This window comes from Paenibacillus pinistramenti, assembly GCF_005869875.1.
Classification (GTDB): Bacteria; Bacillota; Bacilli; order Paenibacillales; family Paenibacillaceae; genus Fontibacillus; species Fontibacillus pinistramenti.
Genome location: NZ_VAWG01000002.1, coordinates 433,118 through 454,526, shown reverse-complemented (window position 1 = coordinate 454,526; position 21,409 = coordinate 433,118). Strand labels below are relative to the sequence as shown.

Annotated in this window: 16 protein-coding genes; 12 read left to right on the top strand and 4 right to left on the bottom strand. The window is 51.5% G+C overall.

The features are described 5' to 3' along the window. Positions 1–82 precede the first annotated feature (82 nt). Positions 83–1,447: a hemolysin family protein gene (locus tag FCN15_RS04850; protein ID WP_138493839.1), complete on the top strand. Its 1,365-nt coding sequence runs from the start codon at positions 83–85 to the stop codon at positions 1,445–1,447. A gap of 153 nt (positions 1,448–1,600) precedes the next feature. Here the strand turns inward: FCN15_RS04850 and FCN15_RS04845 are convergent, their stop codons facing one another. Further along, positions 1,601–2,431 carry a carbohydrate ABC transporter permease gene (locus FCN15_RS04845; protein ID WP_138493838.1) on the bottom strand — a complete coding sequence of 277 codons (831 nt, stop codon included), beginning with the start codon at positions 2,429–2,431 and terminating at the stop codon, positions 1,601–1,603. Next, positions 2,431–3,318: a carbohydrate ABC transporter permease gene (locus FCN15_RS04840; RefSeq protein WP_138493837.1), complete on the bottom strand. Its 888-nt coding sequence runs from the start codon at positions 3,316–3,318 to the stop codon at positions 2,431–2,433. The genes FCN15_RS04845 and FCN15_RS04840 overlap by 1 nt, the downstream gene beginning before the upstream one ends. A gap of 173 nt (positions 3,319–3,491) precedes the next feature. On the opposite strand from FCN15_RS04840, the gene FCN15_RS04835 reads away from it, so the two are divergent. The 5 genes from FCN15_RS04835 to rpoD all read left to right on the top strand — a co-directional run bounded on the left by FCN15_RS04835 (position 3,492) and on the right by rpoD (position 12,471). Then, positions 3,492–5,315 carry a sensor histidine kinase gene (locus tag FCN15_RS04835; RefSeq protein WP_138493836.1) on the top strand — a complete coding sequence of 608 codons (1,824 nt, stop codon included), beginning with the start codon at positions 3,492–3,494 and terminating at the stop codon, positions 5,313–5,315. A gap of 2 nt (positions 5,316–5,317) precedes the next feature. Continuing rightward, positions 5,318–7,015: a response regulator gene (locus FCN15_RS04830; RefSeq protein ID WP_138493835.1), complete on the top strand. Its 1,698-nt coding sequence runs from the start codon at positions 5,318–5,320 to the stop codon at positions 7,013–7,015. A 182-nt stretch (positions 7,016–7,197) separates the two neighbouring features. Then, on the top strand, positions 7,198–8,520 hold the full coding sequence (locus FCN15_RS04825; RefSeq protein ID WP_138493834.1) for an ABC transporter substrate-binding protein: 1,323 nt from the start codon (positions 7,198–7,200) through the stop codon (positions 8,518–8,520). Between the two features lie 154 nt (positions 8,521–8,674). Then, positions 8,675–10,873 (top strand): alpha-galactosidase, encoded by a 2,199-nt coding sequence (locus tag FCN15_RS04820; RefSeq protein ID WP_338044362.1) that lies wholly within the window; start codon positions 8,675–8,677, stop codon positions 10,871–10,873. A gap of 500 nt (positions 10,874–11,373) precedes the next feature. Further along, positions 11,374–12,471, top strand: coding sequence for an RNA polymerase sigma factor RpoD (rpoD, locus tag FCN15_RS04815; RefSeq protein ID WP_138493833.1), 1,098 nt, complete (start codon positions 11,374–11,376; stop codon positions 12,469–12,471). A gap of 111 nt (positions 12,472–12,582) precedes the next feature. On the opposite strand, the gene ytvI is transcribed toward rpoD, so the two are convergent. Next, positions 12,583–13,815 (bottom strand): sporulation integral membrane protein YtvI, encoded by a 1,233-nt coding sequence (ytvI, locus tag FCN15_RS04810; RefSeq protein WP_138493832.1) that lies wholly within the window; start codon positions 13,813–13,815, stop codon positions 12,583–12,585. Positions 13,816–13,996: 181 nt separating this feature from the next. Here ytvI and FCN15_RS04805 point away from each other — a divergent pair, with 181 nt between their 5' ends. The 4 genes from FCN15_RS04805 to FCN15_RS04790 all read left to right on the top strand — a co-directional run bounded on the left by FCN15_RS04805 (position 13,997) and on the right by FCN15_RS04790 (position 17,379). Continuing rightward, positions 13,997–14,422 (top strand): NusG domain II-containing protein, encoded by a 426-nt coding sequence (locus tag FCN15_RS04805; protein ID WP_138493831.1) that lies wholly within the window; start codon positions 13,997–13,999, stop codon positions 14,420–14,422. A 430-nt stretch (positions 14,423–14,852) separates the two neighbouring features. Then, complete coding sequence (locus FCN15_RS04800; RefSeq protein WP_138493830.1) at positions 14,853–15,563, top strand: metal ABC transporter ATP-binding protein; 711 nt, start codon at positions 14,853–14,855, stop codon at positions 15,561–15,563. Further along, positions 15,506–16,342: a metal ABC transporter permease gene (locus tag FCN15_RS04795; RefSeq protein WP_138493829.1), complete on the top strand. Its 837-nt coding sequence runs from the start codon at positions 15,506–15,508 to the stop codon at positions 16,340–16,342. The genes FCN15_RS04800 and FCN15_RS04795 overlap by 58 nt, the downstream gene beginning before the upstream one ends. An 83-nt stretch (positions 16,343–16,425) precedes the next feature. Further along, on the top strand, positions 16,426–17,379 hold the full coding sequence (locus FCN15_RS04790) for a metal ABC transporter substrate-binding protein (RefSeq protein ID WP_138493828.1): 954 nt from the start codon (positions 16,426–16,428) through the stop codon (positions 17,377–17,379). Between the two features lie 69 nt (positions 17,380–17,448). On the opposite strand, the gene FCN15_RS04785 is transcribed toward FCN15_RS04790, so the two are convergent. Beyond that, a complete protein-coding gene (locus FCN15_RS04785) occupies positions 17,449–18,543 on the bottom strand; it encodes a CobW family GTP-binding protein (RefSeq protein WP_162515289.1) in 1,095 nt (364 codons plus the stop codon). Between the two features lie 294 nt (positions 18,544–18,837). Between FCN15_RS04785 and zwf the strand changes: the two genes are divergently transcribed. Beyond that, positions 18,838–20,289 carry a glucose-6-phosphate dehydrogenase gene (zwf, locus tag FCN15_RS04780; RefSeq protein WP_138493826.1) on the top strand — a complete coding sequence of 484 codons (1,452 nt, stop codon included), beginning with the start codon at positions 18,838–18,840 and terminating at the stop codon, positions 20,287–20,289. 84 nt (positions 20,290–20,373) lie between these two features. Continuing rightward, positions 20,374–21,267 carry a phosphogluconate dehydrogenase (NAD(+)-dependent, decarboxylating) gene (gnd, locus tag FCN15_RS04775; RefSeq protein ID WP_138493825.1) on the top strand — a complete coding sequence of 298 codons (894 nt, stop codon included), beginning with the start codon at positions 20,374–20,376 and terminating at the stop codon, positions 21,265–21,267. Positions 21,268–21,409 lie beyond the last annotated feature (142 nt).

Sequence of the window (21,409 nt, the reverse complement as noted above, 5' to 3'; positions counted from 1 at the left end):
GCCCGCAGGCCAATTTTATTGAAACCTCTGGGCGGTTTGTGCGTAGTAGATAGTATTTTTAATTTAAGGAGTTGTTGTATTCGTGGATAGTGACAGGCTTGGGTTGAAATTAGTGATGGTCGTAGTATTGATCGGTTTATCGGCGTTCTTCGTGGCCGTAGAGTTTGCGGCGGTGCGGATGCGTCCGAGCCGGGTTGACCAGCTGATTGCGGAAGGCAGAAGAAATGCTTTATCCGTAAGGAAAGTGATTGACCATTTGGACGGGTATTTATCGGCCTGCCAGCTGGGGATTACGATTACCTCCCTCGGACTTGGTTTCCTGGGGGAATCGACGGTAGAGAAGCTGCTGCATCCGTTGTTTCATGCCCTGCATATGCCGGATTCGCTAAGCGGAGCGATATCTTTGATTCTTGCTTTTGTTATTATTACTTACTTTCATGTTGTGGTTGGAGAACTCGCTCCAAAGACGGTCGCCATCCGCAAGACCGAAACCATCATGCTGCTGACGGCAGGAACGATTATTTGGTTCAACAGGCTGATGTTTCCTTTCATTTGGCTGCTGAACAGCTCGGCCAATCTGCTTGTCAAACTGTTTGGCGTCAAGCCGGCTTCCGAGCATGAAGAAGCGCACTCGGAGGAAGAGCTTCAGATCATTCTAAGTGAAAGCTTTGAAAGCGGGAAGATCAACCAGGCCGAATACGGATATGTGAGCCGGATCTTTGCCTTCGATAATATGCTCGCGAAGGAAATCATGGTGCCTCGGACTGATATGGTCTGTTTATATACGAATTTAAGCCGTGATGAGAACCTGAAGATCATTAAAGAGCAGCAGTATACGCGTTTCCCGGTTGTCAAGAACAGCAAGGACCATGTCATCGGAATTATCAATACGAAGCAATTCTTTCTGACCTATGACGACGAGCCGGATCTTGACGTCGCTTCGCTGATCCAGCCTGTATTGTCTGTGGCCGAAACGATGCCGGTCAACGATCTGCTGAAGAAAATGCAGAAGGAGCGCACGCATATCGCCATTCTGATTGACGAATACGGCGGGACCTCCGGTATGGTAACGATTGAGGATATCCTGGAAGAGATCGTCGGTGAGATCCGGGACGAATTTGATGCGGAGGAAGAAGAGAAGGTCAAGATTGTGAGCGAGAACCATATTATTGTGGACGGCAAGCTTTCTTTGAACCAGCTGACGCGCTACCTTCCGCTGGAGCTTGACGACGAAGAATGGGATACGATCGGCGGCTGGCTGTATGCCCACCACGAGCTGCTTGACGAAGGTCAGGAATTCAGTCACGAAGGCTATTTGTTCACTGTGCTGGAGCGCGAGAAGACCCGTTATCTCCGGATTGAAATTCAAGCTGAACGGGGAGAGCGGGAAGAGGATGAACCTGAGTCTGAGTCCTATGCAGCTTCAGGAGCTGAGAGCGGTAAATAAAGCCCGGCGGTTGGTTTATATAGAAAAATTGGTTTATATAGAATAATGGTATATATAAAAATAATAGAAGCAGCCCGCGACATGCCGATCCGGCTTTCGCGGGCTGCTTTCTGTTATAAACGTCAGGGCTGCAAATAAGGGGCGAAGGGAGGCTCAGCCTTTAACCGCCCCTGCGACAACGCCTTTGACGATGTATTTTTGCAGCAGGATAAAGACAATAATCGAAGGAAGCACGGCCATTACCATGGCGGTCATGGCGTACTGCCAATCGGACGTGTACTGCCCGACAAAGGTGTAGGCGGCCAGCGTCAGCGTCTTGGTGGACGGCGACCCGTTGACCATAAGGAGCGGCAGCAGGAAGTCATTCCAGATCCACATGACGTCAATGATAATGACGGTTGTCGTTACGGATTTCAGGAGCGGGAAGATGACGGAGAAGAACAGCCGGAAGCCGGAGGCCCCGTCAATAACCGCACTTTCGTCAATCTCCTTCGGAATGCTCTTCACAAAGCCGTGATAGATGAACATCGCGAGCGGAGCTCCGAAGCCCCAGTACATCAGGCCAAGTCCCCAGTCGCTTTCAGACAGATGCAGATGTTTGGCCATTTGCAGCACGGTCAGCATGATCGACTGAAACGGGATCAGCATTGGCATGATGCACAGGAAATAAATCAGGGCGCTCCATTTCGATTTGGTGCGTGCGAGCTTGTATGCGCCGATGGAGGACACGAAGATAATCCCCGCAAGTCCAAGCAGCGTTACAATCGCATTATTCAGGAACAGCCGCGGATAATTGATATATTTCCAAACGTAAGAGTAGTTATCAAACGCCAGGTGCTTCGGCAGGGCAATGACGTCGGTCATCAGCTCGGCAAAGCTCTTTAGAGAATTGATCAGCGTCAGAAACAGCGGATAAAGAAACAGCAGCGATAAAATGACCATAACAACTTCCAGGACGATCCGTCCGGCCGATTGTTTCTTCATCAGGCTTCAACCTCCCTGCGTTTAAAGATCGTCAATTGCAGAATAGTAATGATCAGCACCGCTACAAACAGGATCAGCGCTTTGGCCGTACCGTAGCCGTATAGGTTATCCTGGAATGTGTCGCGGTAGATGTCGTACGCCACGCTGTAAGTCGTTCCGCCAGGGCCGCCTCCGGTCAGGGACAGAATTACGTCGAATACCTTGATCGAGTTGGTCAGTGCCATAAAGACGGAGATCGTAACAGAAGGAGCGAGCAGCGGCAGTGTAATGCTGAAAAATCTCCGCACCGGACCCGCGCCGTCAACCCTTGCGGCTTCCTTAAGATCGTCCGGCACGTTCTGCAGACCGGCGATGTAAATGACCATATAGAAGCCGATCGACTGCCAGATCGAGACGGCAAGAATGGAGATAAAGGCCAGGCCGGGCTCGCCGAGCCAGCTCAGGTCGAACATTTTCCAGCCGGTACTGTCTCCAAGGGACTCGAAGCCTTGCATGAAGATAAACTTCCAGATGAAGCCGACAATCACCAGGCTCAGAATATAGGGGATGAAGAAAGCCGCGCGGAGCCAGGCGGAGGTCTTCAGCTTCATATCCAGGATGACGGCCAGCAGAATTGCAAGCACATTAATAATTACAATGTACAGGACGGCATATTTGATGGTGAACCAGGCCGCACTGCTGAAATTCGTATCCCCGGTAAAAATTTGTTTAAAATTGTCCAGCCCGATAAATTTCGGGTGCTTGGAAATGCCGTTCCACTTCGTCAGCGAGTACCGGATCGTCATGACGAACGGTACATAAAAGATAACGGCGACACAGATCAGAACCGGTAATGTGAACAAGCCGAATTCGAGCTTTTCTGTCCATTTTCTGCCCATTTTTCGCATAGATGACACCTCTTTCCCAAGACCTCAGCAGCAGGACGCTCAAGCGAGCTTGCCCGACTGGCTCTTGCTTTTCGTCAACAATGATTATAGATTAGGGGGAGAAAGCGACCAATGGATTTAAGAAATCAGTTAGGGGTAAAAAGGTGAACTGAAGACAGAGGGCGTGAACAGAAATGAAAGCGTTTAAGCCGGGAGTCCGTTTGCTGTTGGAAATCAGGGAGCGGATCAGACGAAGGCTTGTGCACAAGCTTGTTCTAGTATTTTCATTGATTATCGTGCTCCTGGTAGGTTCTCTATCGGTCATTTCCTACCAGATGATTCAGCAGGAATCTGTCGGGAGCAGCGTGGACAGCACCACCAGCAATCTGCTGCTCGTCAATCGTAATCTGGAGGATTTTCTGTCCGGTATTGAGGAGCTTTCCCTGCCGAAGATTCAGTACGATCAGCTGATTAATGCGATTTTGACGGAGCCGGCCGAATATTCCTCCAGGCTGTATCTGGAGCAGTATTTGAAGAATCTCTTTTTTGCGAGAAAAGATTTGGAGGCCATCAATCTCTATCTGCCCTCCTCACACAAATACTACTCGATCACCCGCGAGCAGTATGATACAAAGGTCCGCTCCGTTTATGATGCGACGGTGCCGGAGCAGAGCTGGTACAAGCAGACGCTGGCCAGCACGGAGAACAGGCTGTTCCAGTCCTTTGCGCTCGGGAGCAGCAGCACGAACAGCTATGAAAGCTACGCCAAAAGCAGCTTTATGGCTTACCACCGGGTACTGAGGTCGATCTCAACCCGGCAGCCCCAGGCGGTCTTCTCCTTCTATTTCAATACAAAGGTGGAAGGCGAAATTCTGAAGGACATCCCCCGGGCGGAAGGCGAGCATGTGCTGCTGCTTGATCCGGATAATACGGCATTTGATGTCGATGACCGCGATTATTTCCGCCAGATCGGCCGTGACGGGCTGCTGGAGCGGATTCCGGACGGCGGCTCAGGGCGGCTTACCTGGAAGGAGGAGGATCAGAAGTATCTGGTCGTCTATAATGTGGGGGAAGAGTACGGGTGGAAGCTGGTGAAGCCGATCCCGTACAGCATGATCTACGACACGGCATACCGCACAAGGAACCTGAGCGTGGGAATCGGACTTATTTTATTTATCATCGGCATTATTCTTGTTGTCATTATTACCAATGCCATCACCAGACCGCTGAAGAAGCTGGCCTACCAGATGAGGCGCTTCAGTGAGGGGAGCTTTGATGCAGAAGCCGAGGTTAAAGGCCGGGATGAGGTCGCTTATTTAAGCCGGCATTTTAACCTGATGGTGCGCAGAACGAATGACCTGATCAATGAACGCTACAAAATGAAACTGACCGAGAAGAACGCGATCCTGAAGGCGCTGGAGGCGGAAATCAATCCGCACTTTCTCTATAACGCCCTGCAGGCGATTTCGACGAAGTCTCTGAAACACGGTATGTTTGACGTTGCCGATATGGTGGAGGCGCTGGCGCTCACGCTCCGCTACTGCATCAGCGGCAGTGATATCGTTTCGGCCCGGGAAGAGCTGGATCATGTGGAGCGTTACTTGTCGCTGCAGAAAGCCCGCTTTGGCAGCCGGCTCGAGGTCGAAATGGACTGGACAGAGGAGCTGAAGGAGATCAGGCTGCCGAAGCTGTCCCTGCAGTCGCTGGTGGAGAATTCGATCAAGCATGGGCTGGAGAAGGTCAGGGAGAGCGTGAAGATTACGCTTGAAGCGGAGGTTCAGGAGGATGCAGCCTGCATTTCCGTGACGGATAACGGTCCGGGGCTGCCGCCTGAAAGGCTGCAGCAGGTACTCCGTTCCTTCGAGACAGATTGGGAAGAGCGTGAAGGCGGAAGCATTGGCCTTAAGAATCTCAATACAAGACTGAAACTTCTGTTCGGAGAAGAAGCCGGGCTTCACATCGAGTCCTCCGACGCTTATACCAAGCTTACGATGCGGATACCAAAAGGGGGGAACTGAACATGTATAAAGCGCTGATTATAGATGACGAAGAACCGCTTAGAGAAGCGATCCGGATATTGGGCGAGTGGGAATCGTTAGGCGTGGATACGGTTCTGGAAGCCGCCGACGGAGAAAGCGGCCTGAATCTGTTGAAGCAGCAGCCGGTCGACCTGGTCATGGTTGATATGAAGATGCCTGGTCTCAGCGGGCCTGAGGTGCTTCAGATTCTGGAGCGGGATTATCCCGGTCTGCCTACAATTGTGATCAGCGGCTATAACGATTTTGAATTCACCCGCCAGGCGATCAAATCCCGGGTCGTAGACTATTTGCTCAAGCCGGTGAACCGGACCGAGCTGAATCAGGCGATGCGCAAGGCAGTGGGACAGCTTGCCGACCGGCGGCAGCATGAGCGCGAGAACATCAGCCGCGGCATCAAGCTGAATATGTCTTTACCGAAGCTGAAGGAGAAGTTCTACCAGTCGCTGCTGGACAGAAGCTTTCATCCTGCAGGCCAGCAGGATCTGCTGTCCCTGATCGGCGCGCCAGAGGCGGACGGCTGGTACGGGGCTGCGGTCCTCCGGCTGCTGAATATGGGAGCAGTTGCCCGGGAGCGGTTTAACAGCGACCTCGGTTTATTGCATTTTGCCGTTTCGAATATCGTCAACGATGCCTCGGGACCTGATCTGCACAGCTTCTGCTTCGCTAACCCGCGCCAATACAGAGAGATGGTCACCATCCTGACGATGCGCGGCGGGTCTGAAGCGGAAATGGCTTTTCACAGCAAATTTTTACTCCGAAAAATCCAAACCGCCCTGCGCGACCTGCTGGGCCTCTCCGTCGTCTTCGGCTTTGGCGAACCCTGCCAGGCCATGAGCGGGCTTGCGGATGCCTACGAGGAGGCGCGCTCGGCCCTGCTGCAGCTCAATCTGCAGCAGCCAGCCGGAAGTGAGGGGCCGGGGCGCAGGCCCGAGGAAGGGGGCATCAGACTCCCGGCTGCACCGCTGCAACCTTCGCAGCTGCCGCCTTCGCAGAGCGCCGAAATGCCGTCCATCATGCACCGGATGCCGCTGCTGCGCTCAGCCCTGGAGACAGGCAGCAAGAATCAGGCCCGCACCGTGCTGGCCGATTATTTACGCTCGGTCGGGGAGCTTGAAGGGCTGCGCCTCGGCGATGCCGACCGTGCGCTGCAGGATTTCAAAATGCTGCTCCGTGATGCGGCGCTTTCGCTTGGCCTGCCCGATCACCAGCTCCCTTCCCTTGACGAAGAGAAGCCGTTTGCTGCCGCATACAGCCTGGATTACACAAGCTTCAAGGAGTATGAAGAGGTGATGCACCGGATTCTGGAGGAATACTGCGATCTGATCCGTACCCAGACAGCCGCCCAGGGGAAATTTGACGCCGAGGACATTAAGACGTATATTGATACCCATTATTTTGAGGACTTCAAAATCTCGCTATTCACTGAAAAATACTTCTTAAGCCGCGAATACCTGATGAAACGGTTCAAGCAGCAGTTCGGCTGCGGCATTCACGAATATGCCCAGAAGGTTCGAATGGAGAAAGCGAAGGAGCTGCTGGCCGACCCGGCCCTGAAGATTCAGGAGATATCGGAGATGCTCGGATACCGGGATAAGAACTATTTCAGCAAAGCGTTCCGCAACTACTGCGAAATGTCCCCGACGGAATACCGGTTATCGATAACAGGGGAAAAGGCCTGAGAGGTTTAAGGAGGTTTACAGAGGTTTACAGATGTTCACGGAGGTTCACGGAGCCTAATCGGGGGATGCGCCACTTTTTTACCCTCAACTCACCACATAACTGCATTTTGCATGCAGCCGGCCTTTAATACAATGATCTACGAGATGCAAAATCAGTTCAACATTGAAACGGGGGCGTATTCATGTTTAAGAGATTGACAGCGGTTACAGCCAGCCTTGTGCTTATGACCGGTCTGCTCGCTGCCTGCGGCGGCGGGTCAAACAATGCCAATACCAGCAGTAGCGGCAATGCTTCAAACAGCGGCGGAAGCACCGATTCCTCCAAACCGGTAACGATCAATATGTTCACGGCTTCGCCGGAATATACGGATGCCTTCAATGCTTACATCGAAGAGTACAAGAAGGTTAAGCCGAATGTAACGATCAACCTTGAAATCATGCAGTCCGATTATAATACCGTGCTGAAGTCGAGAATTGCGGCAGGCAGCACGCCTGATGTATTCCAAACGACGGCCGGCGGAGATATCGATACTTATGCGGATTACAGCGCCGATTTGACGAACGAGCCTCTCGCTCAGGCCATGACGGATGCGGTTCGCAGCAATATGAGTTCATCGGATGGCAAAGTGCTTGGTTTACCGGTAAAAGGAAACCTGTTTGCACTAATTTACAACAAGCAGCTGCTGGAGGAAGCGGGCATCACTTCCGTGCCTAAGACGACCGCAGAGCTGGACGACGCGATTACGAAGCTGGAAGCCAAAGGCATCACTCCATTCGCCAATGCTTACAAAGAGTGGTGGGTATGGAAGCACATCTTCCAGCACTTTGTAGACGCAGCCGCCCAGGATGCGGGAATCAGCGCCAAGGACCTGGTGCAGAATTTTATTGACGGCAAGACGACCTTTAAAGATCATTCTGTCCTTTATAACAACTTCTTTAACTTTATTGACACCACTGTCAAACATGGCACGGACAAACCGCTTGAACGCGACAGCAATGCCGAGATCAGTGATTTCGCTTCAGGCAAAGCCGCATTTATGACCGGCAAAGGCGCATGGGACGAAGAAGCGATCAAGAAGATCAATCCGGACATTCAGATCGGCATCGCCGGTTATCCGGTCAGCGACAAAGCTGAGCAGTCTGTTATTATCACCGGTGCAGACCAGGCTCTCCGCATCAACAAGGATTCCAAAGTGGTGAAAGAAACAATCGAATTCTTCAACTGGCTGTACACTTCGGACTACGGCAAGAACTGGTTCTCCCAAGTTGCAAAGGTAATTCCTCCAATCAAGGATGCTCCGCTGCCTGATCTCGATATGCCGAAGCAAATGGATGAAATTCTGAAGACGGAGCAATCCGGCGACTTGTCCGTCAACTACTCGCTGGATACGTTCCATCAGAAATTCGGGGAAATCATGCAGGCTTACATCGGCGGCAGCAAAACGAAAGACCAGGCGATCGACGAAATTCAGAAAGCCTGGCAGCAGTTTGGCTCAGCTCAATAAACTGAATCAATAAACTGTATCCAATAGAATAGCGATCTGTTCGAAAAATTTTCCAATCTGACTCAGCCCTTATGCGTGCTGGGTCAGATTGCTGTTCAGAATGCTGTTCAGAAGTCCAGAGAATCCTTTTAACAGACGAAAGGAGCAAACCATTATGTCAACAAGGCCTCAGCCGCCCCTTATGCCCAAGAATGACTTTCCATTTCTATTGTCTTTCATTGAAAATGATCTGCTTCTTCAGCTTGAAGTGACGGACAGCCGCGATGTTCTGCTGCTGTACTTCGGGTCTCTGCGGCCGCATGACCCGGGTGCCGGTCAAACCGCATCCGGCCAGCCGGAAGCGGTGGCTGCTCCCTGGACTGTGCCGGAAGCGCAAAAATCTTTCTGCAGGCTGCTGGAGCTGCAGTTAACCGGTGAAGACCGGGCTGAATATCACGGAAGGACGCACAGGGCTTCCTATCCGGGGCTGCGGCTGCAGTATGAAAGCCATGCCGATTACCGCAATGCTTATGGCCGGAAGCTTGAAATCGTGCTGCGCGACCCGGTAACCTCGCTCAAGGCCGTCCAGCATTTTCAATTCCTGAACGGAGTAAGCTCCGTCGTGCGGAGCTGGACCGAGCTGCTCAACGAGGGAGAGAAGGAGGTCACGGTCGAATATATATCTTCCTTTGCTTTGACCGGCCTGGACCAAGGCGGGCGGGGGAGCAGGGACGATAAAATGCGTCTTACCCTTGCTCATAACGGCTGGCAGAGCGAGCTGCAGTGGGTAAGCCGGAGCCTGCCCGAGCTCGGCATGCCGCAGATGACCGACCGCAGCTCCAAGCGGATAACCGGCAGCAATACCGGTTCCTGGTCCGCCGCCGAGCTGATTCCGATGGGTGTGCTTGAGAATATGGAGATAGAATCGGCTTTCTTCTGGCAGATTGAGCATAACGGCTCCTGGCACTGGGAAATATTTGAGCAGGGGAACATGCTGAGCATCCTGATCGGGGGCCCTAATGAGCATGACAACCACTGGTGGATCAAGCTTGCCCCCGGAGAAGGATTCACGAGCGTAACGGCAGCTGCCGGTTCGGTTCAAGGAGGCTTTGAACAGGCAGCCCAGAGACTGACATCTTACCGCCGCCAGATCCGCCGCGAGAATGAGGATAACCGCAAGCTGCCCGTCATTTTTAATGATTACATGAACTGTTTGTGGGGCCAGCCGACAACGGCCAAGCTGCTGCCGCTGATCGACAGCGCGGCTGAAACGGGCTGTGAAATTTTCTGTATTGATGCCGGCTGGTATGCGGACGGCGTATGGTGGGATGAGGTCGGAGAGTGGCTTCCGTCGTCCGCGCGTTTTCCAGAGGGGCTGCCATATGTACTTAAGAAAATTAGGGATAAAGGTATGGTGCCCGGACTGTGGCTGGAACTTGAGGTCATGGGGATAAACAGTCCCAAGCTTGCGGATACTGACGACAGCTGGTTCTTCATGCGGCACGGACAAAGGGTGAAGGACCGGAGCCGTTATCAGCTCGATTACCGCAATCCAAAGGTCCGCGCGTATGCGGATGAGGTCATCGCCCGGCTTGTTGAAGATTATGGCGTCGGATACATCAAGATGGATTACAATATCAACGCTGGGATCGGAACAGAAGCAGCTGCGGACAGCTTCGGGGACGGTCTGCTCGGGCATAACCGGGCCTATCTTCAGTGGCTCGACGGGGTGTTTGCCCGGTATCCGGAGCTGATTATCGAGAACTGCTCCAGCGGCGGAATGCGTATGGATTACGCGATGCTCAGCAGACACAGCATCCAGTCGACCAGCGATCAGGAGAATTATTTGAACTACGCGCTGATTGCAGCAGGATGCCCGGGCGCTCTGACTCCTGAGCAGGCAGCAGTCTGGTCATATCCCCTCAGAGAGGGCAATGACGAAGAGGTCGTATTCAACATGGTGAACGCCCTGCTGCTGCGGATTCATCAAAGCGGCCATCTGGCCGAGCTGACTCCAAACCGCAGAGCGCTGGTGAAGGAAGCGATTGATTACTATAAAGAGATCCGTTCTTCCATTCCGCAGGCTCTTCCGTTTTGGCCGCTTGGACTGCCTGACACTTCAGCCGCCCATATTTGTTTAGGCCTGAGAGCCGGCTCCCGGAACTTCCTTGCGGTATGGCAGCTGAAGGACGGTCCGGACGGCTGTCTGCTGCCGGTTTCCGGGCTTCAGGGTCAGGACGGCGTCAGATTCAAATGCGCGTATCCGAGCCAAGCGGAAGGAACCTTCTGCAGCTGGGACTCAGAAAGAGGCGGCCTCTATGTGAAGCTGCCAGGCGCAGGAACAGCAAGGCTGTTTGAAGTAACTGCGGATTAGAACGAACATGATTAGATCGAACATAATTAGATGTAACATCGCTTAGCGTGTGTAGGGGAGAAACTTCCGTCCAAAAGGTTAGCCTGGACGGAAGTTTTTTTGCAGGAAGCTGCATTCTTGGGGTTGAGAACCGGAAGAAGCCGTGGAAAGTAATCCTGGATCTGCGTATGATATTCCTAAGAATAGGGTAATGAATGAATAGCATATAATAAACAAACCGGAGGTTCAAACGAGGTCAAGCTGATAATCCGTGCAAAATCAAAAGGTGATTCCCAAAGGAACCACCTGAATTGAAATCATTTTTGACGACTGAATGAAAACAAAATCGACTTATATTGATATCATATTATAATTATGATATAATGACGGATAGCGATAAAATACCGTCTGAAATACTGCTTTATTTTCATCATCATACCATATTTTATGCGGTTTTGTCAAACGGTGACTTTATATTCCCGCTTGTAATTGTTCTCATTCAGGAGGAGGGGAGCCTGCCGATGGCTAACGATCAACATACAGAATTAACACTTGAACAGGTTAAAGAACAACTGATTGAACAAGGCAAATCGTCCTCTTCGTTAACGGCCAAAGATATTGCAGATAAGTTAGCCCCGTTTGATCAGGAACCAGAACAAATTGATGAATTTTTGGAACAGCTGTCTGAAATGGGGATTGAAGTCGGCGGTGAAGCGGAGGACGAAACCGGTCCGAGTGAATCGGATGCGGAGGATTTCCACATCGATGACCTGACTCTTCCGCCAGGCATGAAGATCAACGATCCGGTAAGAATGTACCTGAAGGAGATCGGACGTGTTCCGCTGCTTTCAGCTCAGGAGGAAATCGAGCTTGCAAAGCGGATTAATCAGGGCGACGAGGAAGCGAAACGCCGCTTGGCAGAAGCTAATCTCCGTCTGGTCGTGAGCATTGCCCGCCGCTATGTCGGACGCAGCATGCAGTTCCTCGACCTGATCCAGGAAGGCAATATGGGTCTGATTAAAGCTGTTGAGAAATTTGATTATTCGAAAGGCTTTAAATTCAGTACCTATGCTACCTGGTGGATCCGCCAGGCGATCACACGGGCGATTGCAGACCAGGCGCGCACGATCCGTATTCCGGTGCACATGGTCGAGACGATCAACAAGCTGATCCGTGTATCCCGCCAGCTCCTGCAGGACCTGGGGCGTGAACCGACGCCTGAGGAGATTGCGAAGGAAATGGACCTTACGCCTGAGAAAGTCCGCGAAATTATGAAGGTGGCACAGGAGCCGGTTTCCCTCGAAACCCCGATCGGTGAAGAGAATGATTCGAACCTGGGTGATTTTATCGAGGATTCCGATGCCCCTGCACCTGCTGATGCAGCTGCCTATGAGCTCCTTAAAGAACAGCTTGAGGACGTGCTGGATACCTTGACTGAACGTGAGGAAAATGTTCTCCGGCTCCGCTTCGGCCTCGATGACGGCCGGACGCGGACACTCGAGGAGGTCGGCAAGGAATTCGGCGTTACCCGCGAGCGGATCCGCCAAATTGAAGCGAAAGCGCTGCGCAAGCTTCGGCATCCGAGCCGGAGCAAGCGGCTCAAGGATTTTCTGGAATAAGACTTTTTGGAATAAGACGAAGAAGAAGTCGATGAAGAAAGACGAAGACGCACCTCCCTGCTTGGGCGGTGCGTCTTTTTGCTGCTTGCAGCCGGAAGCAGAAGCTGTGAATCAGGAGTCGCTGCTGCTATTTGTTTTATTCTTGTCAGAACGCGGCTTCAGCCTGAGCTTCTCCGTGAAATTCCGCGTGGAAGCCGGTTTGTCCCCGGAACCTGCCAAGGGGTCTTCGGGTTCAGTTCTGGTGCTGAATGGAGGAACAACAAACTCTTCCTGCGGGAGAGTGATCCATTTCTGCAGATAGCCCTGCTGGATAAGCTCCTTAATTAAGATCATCAGGATGGGCGACAGGATTAAACCGGCCACGCCGAAGAGCGACATGGAGACGATCGCGAAAGACAGCATCAGGTACGCCGAGGATACACCGATGGAGTTGCCGGTTATTTTTGGCTCAAGCAGCTGCCGTACAATCAGCACCACGGCAAGGACAACGATCAGCCCGATGGCTAAAGAGGTGTTACCGACGATCAGGAGATAAATAATCCAAGGTATCAGAATGGTAGACACCCCGAGCAGCGGCAGAATATCAAATACCGCACAGATCAAGGCCATGGTGATCTCGTTGCCGGATTTCAGGATAAAGAGTCCGATCAGCACCAGGACGAAGGTGATGGACATCAGAATAAGCTGGGCTTTCAGATAAGAGCCGATAGCGCGGAATACATGGCTGCGCAGAAAGTCATAAGCGATTTTAACCGTCTTGGGTGTCTTCTCGTACGCAATCCGCCGCCAGTCCTTGATTTCCATGCTGAGAAAGAAGGCCAGAATGATCGCCACTCCAAAGTTCGCCATGAAGGAAGAGAAGGAACCCAGCGTGTTGATCAGATACGAAAGCATCACTTTGGCCCATTTGGTCAGCAGATTGGTCGCATCCGCGAAGTATCCGTTCAATTTGTCGGTAATGTTGGACGGCAGCGCATCCAGCCTGTTCTGCAAATAATCGGTAGTCGTCCGGAAGTGGCTTTGCGCCATCTCAGTATAAGCGGGCAGGTTGTCATATAAATGGCTGATCTGAATCGCAACGAGGACGCCTGCGCCAAACAAGATACCAAGCAAAACAACCAGGAACAGAATGACGGAGATCGCAGAGGCAAAAGCTTTCTTCATGCCCTTCCGGTTCAGGAACCGGGCCAAGGGTTCAATCAGCATGAATACAAAGAAGGATAAAAATACCGGCGCTGCGAGCTGATACAGCTTGCTGAACAAGAACATAACCAGATAAACCGTTAGCACAATTAAAGCAATGTCAAAAAAAGTGCGCCAATATTTCTTATACAGAGGAAGCATTTTGTGTTAACCCAACTCCTTATCAGCAGTTCATGATGCTATTCTACATGATAATGGCAGGAAAAGCATTCTGCAGACATGCCCGCAAGTGTGATTTACCGCATGGATAGACGCAATTTTAAACATTTATATTTAAGAGAGAAGATTTGGGGAGAGTTGATGATTAAAGGGGCGGACAGCAATGCTGAGAATAAAGAAAGCGGATTGGATTCTGATTGCGGTTATTTTGCTCGCGGTAGCCGGATATTTTGGGGGAAAAGCTCTATTTTCAAAGGCGGAGGCCTATTCACCAGGCAGCCTGGAGGCCAGAATTACAGTAAACGGGGAGCTGTATAAGCAGGTGCCGTTAAATGAGGAACAGACTATCGATATGAATACGCAATACGGACACAATGTGTTAAAAGTGTATGACAACGGCATCCGGATGACGGTTTCGGATGCTCCGCTGCCCATTGCGCTGAAAATGGGGTTTATCTCAAAGCCCGGCGAACGCATTATCTGCGTGCCGAACCGGGTACTTGTCGAAATTGTTTCAGCCGGCAGCACTTCCGGCGGGGAAACCGGCGGCGAAGAGATACAGGATGGCCTGGACGCGGTTGTGAACTGATAGCATGATAGCATGCACATGGAATATGGACTGTAAGCCGGCAGCGTGAGAGGCTGGCAGAAGGAGGGCGCTCTGAATGGAGCGGCCTTCTTTTTTTCGCAAAAATGGCAATAAAGATTGACAAGGGAATGAGCGGAAGGTATATTAAGTTTTGTTAATAGTAATAATTACGATTTATAGACTGATTATACAGCCTGAATCTTTAGGCTGACTATAGGGCTGATTAGAGGAAGCTTTGGTTGACATGTGATTGGCCATAGTCTACTATTAGTTGATGTTCGTAAAGATTACGATTACCAAACGGGCGTTTATTTTTAAGGCGAGGTGCACATAATGCGAGTGACTGTGCGGTTAGCTTGCATGGGAGCAGCACCCTTTTACTGATAGACGCAGTACACCGGATAAATTTGTTAGAAAAGAGGGGTCGGACTTGATCTTATCTTCAATGCGCAGCGTGGTTTTTGGATATGGCAACGAACCCGTCGTGGAGAATATATCGCTTGATATTCACGCCGGGGAATTTCTTGGCATTACCGGACCGAACGGGGCAGCTAAATCTACTATATTAAAGCTCTTGCTAGGCTTGCTGAAGCCCTGGAGCGGCACGGTCAAGATCAATCAGGCTGCACTGGACGGCGGGAAGCTGGTTGTCGGCTATGTGCCTCAGCAGGTCGCTTCCTTTAACAGCGGATTTCCCAGCAAAGTCATTGAGCTTGTGCGCTCCGGCTGCTATTCCCGGCTCGGCCTGTTCCGCAAATTCAGCAAAGAGCAGGAGGCCGTGGTAGAAAGAAGCCTGAAGCAGGTGGGGATGTGGGAACACCGCCATGCGCGGATCGGCGAATTGTCAGGCGGCCAGAAGCAGCGGATCTGCATTGCGAGGGCGCTTGCCCAGCAGCCGAATGTGCTTATTCTGGATGAGCCTACTACCGGCATGGACCACCAAAGCCGGATCGGCTTCTACGAGCTGATGAAGCATTATGTGAAGGAACACCATCTTACGGTCGTTATGGTTACCCATGGTTTGGAGGAAATGGATTCTTATCTGGACCGGGTCATTTCGCTGGAACGAAAGGAAAGTGAAGAATGGAAATGTTTGACTACGAGTTCATGCAGCGTGCGTTTTGGGCCGGAGGTTTCATAGGCATTATAGCGCCCATTCTCGGCGTTTATCTGATGCTGAGAAGGCAGGCTCTGATCGCGGACACCCTGTCGCATGTCTCTCTCGCAGGTGTTGCGTTAGGTTCGGTGCTTCACTTCAACCCCGTCGTGAGCGGCTTTGCGGTCGCTATAGCGGGCGGTCTTATTATTGAACAGCTCCGGCGTACATATCTAAGCTACAGTGAGGTTCCGGTAGCGATCATTATGACTTCGGGACTGGCGCTGGCCGTGCTGCTGATGAGCCTAAAGAGCAACCTGAACAAAAGCTTCAGCTCTTACTTGTTTGGATCCATCGTCGCCGTCAACAGTCAGCAGCTGTGGATGATCGGTATTGTTGCGATTATCGGACTTATCTTCTTTATCGTATTCCGCAGACCGCTCTACAGCTTGACCTTTGATGAAGAAACCGCAAGCATCGGCGGCGTTCACGTCAGACTGCTGTCCTTTGCTTTCTCGGTGCTTACAGGGATGACGGTTGCTTCCGCGATGCCGATTGTCGGCGTCCTGCTCGTTTCTTCGCTGATGGTGCTTCCTGCTGCCCTGGCCCTAAAAATCTCAAGAGGATTCTTGTCCGCCATTATTATTGCGGTTGCAGCAGGCCTGGCAGGCATCTTCAGCGGGCTGTCGGCTTCTTACTATATAAATACCCCTCCGGGAGCTACGATCTCTTTAATCCTGCTTGTCTTCTTCTTAGCCGGCCTTGCTGCACAGCGGATAATTCTCCGCTCAAAGCGCCGCAAACGATTTGCCAGATCCGCATAAGGTCAGGCAGACTCTTTTACATAGAAGAGACTTCTTACAAGAGACTATATTAAGGAGATTTCATAAAGGAGACAGAAACAACTATGACATTCGGCAGGAACAAGACGGTCACAGCGCTGATCATCAGCTTTGCCCTTGCGGTCTCCGGGTGCAGTACAGGGAAGGACACTTCATTCTCTGATCAGCCGGGAACGCTGAAGGTGGAAGTCAGCTTCTATCCGATGTATGAATTCACGAAGAAGGTGGCCGGGGAGCTTGCTGACGTGCATACCCTGATTCCCGCAGGCGTGGAGCCCCACGATTGGGAGCCGACGCCGAGAGATATCGGCAGCATCGAAGAAGCGGATGTTCTGGTCTACAACGGCGCAGGACTTGAAGGCTGGGTGGATCAGGTTGTAGATGCTTTGGACAGCGATAAGCTGGTCACGATCGAAGCGAGCAGCGGCATTGATTTAATAAACGGTTTTAAAGAAGAGGAAGAAGGAGAGGCTGCAGATCCGCGTGAGGAGGGCGGCGAGGACCCTCATGTGTGGCTGTCACCGGTCCAGGCGGTCAAGGAAGTCCGGAATATCCAGGAAGGGCTGTCCAAGGCGGCTCCGCAGTATGCAGCGCAATTTAAATCCAATGCGGACACTTACATTGCCCAGCTCGAGGAGCTGGATCAGGAGATCAAGCAGGAGCTTACAGGGGTTAAACGCAAGGATTTTATTACCCAGCACTCTGCGTTCGGCTATTTTGCCAGGGACTATGGCCTGGAGCAGATTCCGATTGCCGGCCTCTCTCCCGATCAGGAGCCGTCCGCTTCCAGTATGGCCGATATTGTAAAATTTGCGAAAGAGCATGATACCCGGACGATCTTCTTTGAAACGCTGGTTTCTTCAAAGGTTGCCCAGACGGTTGCCGACGAAATCGGCGCCACGACTGCCGTGCTCAACCCGATTGAAGGATTGACAGATGAGGAGCTGGCGGACCATCTCGATTATGTGTCCGTCATGCGCCAGAATTTAAAGTCGCTTGCAGCAGCGTTAAATGAATAGAAAAATGAAGGAGCCTTATCGCAGCATCTGCTGCGGTAAGGCTCCTGTCCGTTTAGCGGGCGGTTCCGCTCAGGGAGTGATCTGGCTCTGCTTCTTCCTGAACAGCTCCGCCCACGCGCTTGCAGCGATATCGGGATCAAGCATGAAGCCGATGATCACGACATAGCCTGCACCCGGATATTTGGAGGATTCCCAGGTGAAGCGGCCGCCGGCATACTGCATCAGGCATACTCCTGCGTCTGCCAGATTGACATATCCTTTTGCGCGGAGGATTTGGCCCTGCAGCGTTTCCAGGAACTGCTGAAGCTCAAGCCTGGAGACGGACCCCCCGGCTGGGCAGGGAAGGGTGAAGGTCTTGACGCCGGTATATGAAGCGGAACCCGTCTGCTTCTGGCCGGCTGAGAAGGCAGGGCCATGCTGCTCCGGCCTATTCGGCAGCACATGGAAGGGACGGCGCGCAGTTGAGACGGCGTGTTCGGAGTCTTTTTCTACCGGATCCGCTTGTATGCCTGTATCCGCTGCTGAGAGCGGCGAAGCCCCGGTTTGACCGCAATCCCTCAAGAGCTCTCCGGCGTCTACCTCCGCATAACGGGTGGTCCGGATGGCAGCGGCGAGATTGTGCTTTCGAACTAGGTTCATCACTTTGGAAAGTTTGGCTTCGCTCACCAGATCTGTTTTGTTGACCAGAATCAGATCCGCTGCTGCAAGCTGCTGCTGCAGGGTCTGGACAAGCGCTTTGTCCGCCGAGAAGCGGCTGCTGTATTCCAGCGCGTGCTCCGCATCCAGCAGGGTAATTTTATGCCGGAGATTAATTCGGTCCTTGAACGGCGGCTTGGACAACAGCTCCGAAATTTCAGCCGGGTTAGCGACACCTGTAAGCTCTATGAAGAGCAGATCAGGATTTGTATGGAGGATCGTCTCCAGACTCTGCGTCAGCTCCTCCTTCTTGCTGCAGCACACACAGCCGTCCAGCAGCTTCTCGATCGGGAACCCGGTTTCTTCCTGCAGGATCATGCCGTCAACGTCCTGCTTCCCCAATTCATTCATCAGAATGCCGGGCCTTAACCCTTTATTTGCCGCCTCCTTAAGCAGTTTGACCAGCAAGGTCGTTTTGCCGCTGCCCAAAAAACCGCTCAACCAAACCGCAGGTATTGCTGTATCCATATGATCCTTGGCTCCTGTCATAAAATTCTTTGGAAGAATAAACAAAAAAACTTATTTTATTCTTACGCGGGTTTCAGGAAAAATGACCTGATATTTGAGATTCGGAGAAGCTTTTTTATTGCAACCCCATAAGTCACTTAGATAAAGAATGAAATGTGTCAATAATGAGACAATTTGATTGACGAATTTTGACTGAAGGTGTAAGATAACTAAGTCGGATACGCAATAACCTTACGTAACCTGATATATTTAGTATAGTTACTATAGAGCATTAGAGAGTGAGGGTTATATAGAATGGACGCAATGACTTTTGTTTTGTTTGGCGCGACAGGGGATCTGGCGAAACGTAAAATCTATCCCGCGCTGTACAATCTGTTCCTGGACGGCAAGCTGGCTTCGTCATTCACAGTTATTGGTCTGGGCCGTAAAGAAATAGCAGACCCAGATTTTCAAGATAGTGTGAAAGACTCCCTGCACCGCTTCTCCAGAAGACCGATGGATCTCAGCCATATTGATTCCTTTATCCAGGCTTTCCATTACAGCTCCCTGAATGTCAACAATGTAGATGACTTCAAGAAGCTGCTTGGTGTTGCGCAAAAGTATGAAAGAGAATTGGGAATTCCTGAAAACCGTCTGTTCTACCTGTCGGTATCTCCGGAGTTCTTTGAAACGATTGCGGATAACATTAAAGCCAGCGGACTTGGTGATACTAAGGGCTGGAAACGTCTGATCATCGAGAAACCGTTCGGCCACGATTTGGAATCGGCCCGTTCGCTGCAGGCCAACCTCAGCCGTTCCTTTGAAGAAGAAGAGGTATTCCGGATCGACCACTACCTCGGCAAGCCAATGGTTCAGAACCTTGAAGTGCTCGGCTTTGCCAATCCGGTCTTTCAGGCTCTTTGGAATAACCGCTACATCGCTAACGTTCAGATCACAGCTAATGAGCTTGTGGGCGTAGAGGACAGAGCGGGCTACTACGATACTTCCGGCGCTCTCCGCGACATGTTCCAAAACCACATGATGCAGCTTCTTATGATGGTAACGATGCATCTTCCTCACCGCAGTACGCCTGACGAAGTGCGTGCCAAGAAGAAAAACATCATCAAATCGCTTCGTCCGGTCACCAAAGATACAATTAACTCCCAAATTATCCGCGGCCAGTATGGTCCAGGCTATGTTAAAGGCGTTGAAGTGCCTGGATACAGAGATGAGAACGGCATTGGCCAGGACTCCCATAACGATACTTACGTCGCAGCACGTCTGATGCTGGATACACCTTTCTGGGAAGGCATTCCTTTCTACATTCGTACAGGCAAACGTACAGGAGAGAAATCCACACGTATTGTCATCGAATTCAAAGAGCCGCTTAAGGCAGCAACATTCCCTGATGAAGTTATTCCTCCAAACCTGTTGACGATTGAAGTGAACCCTGAGGAGAGAATTACCCTTCAGCTTAATGTAAAAGATAAATCCAACTCCAAGAAGCTGGATCAAGTTGTGATGGAATTCGGCGGAAGCTCCAAAGAAACGCCTGAAGCCTATGAGAACCTGATTCACGATGCGCTGCTTGGCGACTCCACATTCTTTGCGCATTGGGACGAAGTGGAATGGTCCTGGGCATGGGTGCAGCCCGTTATTGACGCTTTTACCGCTAACGAGGTGCCGCTGCATTTCTATCCTGCGGGTGAAGACGGTCCTGAAGCTGCTCATGAGCTGCTGGCGCAGGACGGTTACAAATGGTGGTAAGCTGATACCTTCAGGTATACGGCTTTCAATATATGCTTGTTAATCAAGAAGGCATCAAATTCAACAAATTAGGAGGTTACTAAAATGCAAGTAGGATTAATCGGATTGGGTAAAATGGGCTTGAACCTTGGTAAGAACCTGATGGACCACAAACATGAGGTTGTTGCATTCGACCTTAACTCGGCAGCAGTTGCTGAAATGGTGGAATATGGAGCGAAAGGCGCTTCCACAATCGCTGAACTGGCTGCGGCTACATCTTCTCCGCGCGTATTGTGGGTTATGGTTCCTCACCAGGTTGTAGATAACGTTCTGGACGAGGTTGCTCCTCTGCTGAGCGCCGGCGACATTATCATTGAGGGCGGAAACAGCCACTACAAAGAATCCAAACGCCGTTATGAGAAGCTGAAAGAATCCGGCATTCATTTCATGGACGCTGGTACTTCCGGCGGTATGGAAGGCGCACGCAACGGCGCTTGCTACATGATTGGCGGCGACCCTGAAGCGTGGGAAGTTGTTGAACCGATTTTCCGCGATACAGCAGTTGAAAATGGTTACCTGTATGCTGGCCCGTCCGGCAGCGGCCACTTCCTGAAAATGGTCCACAACGGGGTCGAGTACGGCATGATGGCTTCCATCGGCGAAGGCTTTGAAGTTCTCGAGAAAAGTAATTATAAATACGATTATGAGAAAGTTGCCCGTGTTTGGAACAACGGTTCCGTTATCCGTTCCTGGCTGATGGAGCTGACGGAGAACGCGTTCTCCAAAGACAGCAAATTGGATGAGCTCAGAGGCGTTATGCACTCCTCCGGCGAAGGCAAATGGACGATCGAAGAAGCGCTTGACCTTCAAGCGGCTACACCGGTTATCGCCATGTCCCTGCTGATGCGCTACCGTTCCCTGGAAGCTGATACTTTCCAAGGTAAAGTAGTTGCGGCGCTGCGCAACGAGTTCGGCGGCCACGCAGTAGAGAAGAAATAATTTAATGAAAATAGATCGGCAGTCTCTTTAAAGAGGCTGCCGATTTTGCTATGAACATGCACAATTGCAGCATTTACATAAGAAAAGCTCCCCCGAAAGGATTTCGATCAGGCTTTGCAGCCGATCGTCACTTCCGGAGGAG

Excerpts from the sequence above, each read along its gene's own strand:
- FCN15_RS04845 (WP_138493838.1), bottom strand. The coding sequence starts at position 2,431 with ATGAAGAAACAATCGGCCGGACGGATCGTCCTGGAAGTTGTTATGGTC.
- FCN15_RS04790 (WP_138493828.1), top strand. The coding sequence starts at position 16,426 with ATGACATTCGGCAGGAACAAGACGGTCACAGCGCTGATCATCAGCTTT.
- zwf (WP_138493826.1), top strand. The coding sequence starts at position 18,838 with ATGGACGCAATGACTTTTGTTTTGTTTGGCGCGACAGGGGATCTGGCG.
- ytvI (WP_138493832.1), bottom strand. The coding sequence starts at position 13,815 with ATGCTTCCTCTGTATAAGAAATATTGGCGCACTTTTTTTGACATTGCT.
- FCN15_RS04840 (WP_138493837.1), bottom strand. The coding sequence starts at position 3,318 with ATGCGAAAAATGGGCAGAAAATGGACAGAAAAGCTCGAATTCGGCTTG.
- FCN15_RS04825 (WP_138493834.1), top strand. The coding sequence starts at position 7,198 with ATGTTTAAGAGATTGACAGCGGTTACAGCCAGCCTTGTGCTTATGACC.
- FCN15_RS04785 (WP_162515289.1), bottom strand. The coding sequence starts at position 18,543 with ATGGATACAGCAATACCTGCGGTTTGGTTGAGCGGTTTTTTGGGCAGC.
- FCN15_RS04795 (WP_138493829.1), top strand. The coding sequence starts at position 15,506 with ATGGAAATGTTTGACTACGAGTTCATGCAGCGTGCGTTTTGGGCCGGA.
- FCN15_RS04805 (WP_138493831.1), top strand. The coding sequence starts at position 13,997 with ATGCTGAGAATAAAGAAAGCGGATTGGATTCTGATTGCGGTTATTTTG.
- FCN15_RS04820 (WP_338044362.1), top strand. The coding sequence starts at position 8,675 with ATGTCAACAAGGCCTCAGCCGCCCCTTATGCCCAAGAATGACTTTCCA.
- gnd (WP_138493825.1), top strand. The coding sequence starts at position 20,374 with ATGCAAGTAGGATTAATCGGATTGGGTAAAATGGGCTTGAACCTTGGT.
- FCN15_RS04830 (WP_138493835.1), top strand. The coding sequence starts at position 5,318 with ATGTATAAAGCGCTGATTATAGATGACGAAGAACCGCTTAGAGAAGCG.
- FCN15_RS04835 (WP_138493836.1), top strand. The coding sequence starts at position 3,492 with ATGAAAGCGTTTAAGCCGGGAGTCCGTTTGCTGTTGGAAATCAGGGAG.
- rpoD (WP_138493833.1), top strand. The coding sequence starts at position 11,374 with ATGGCTAACGATCAACATACAGAATTAACACTTGAACAGGTTAAAGAA.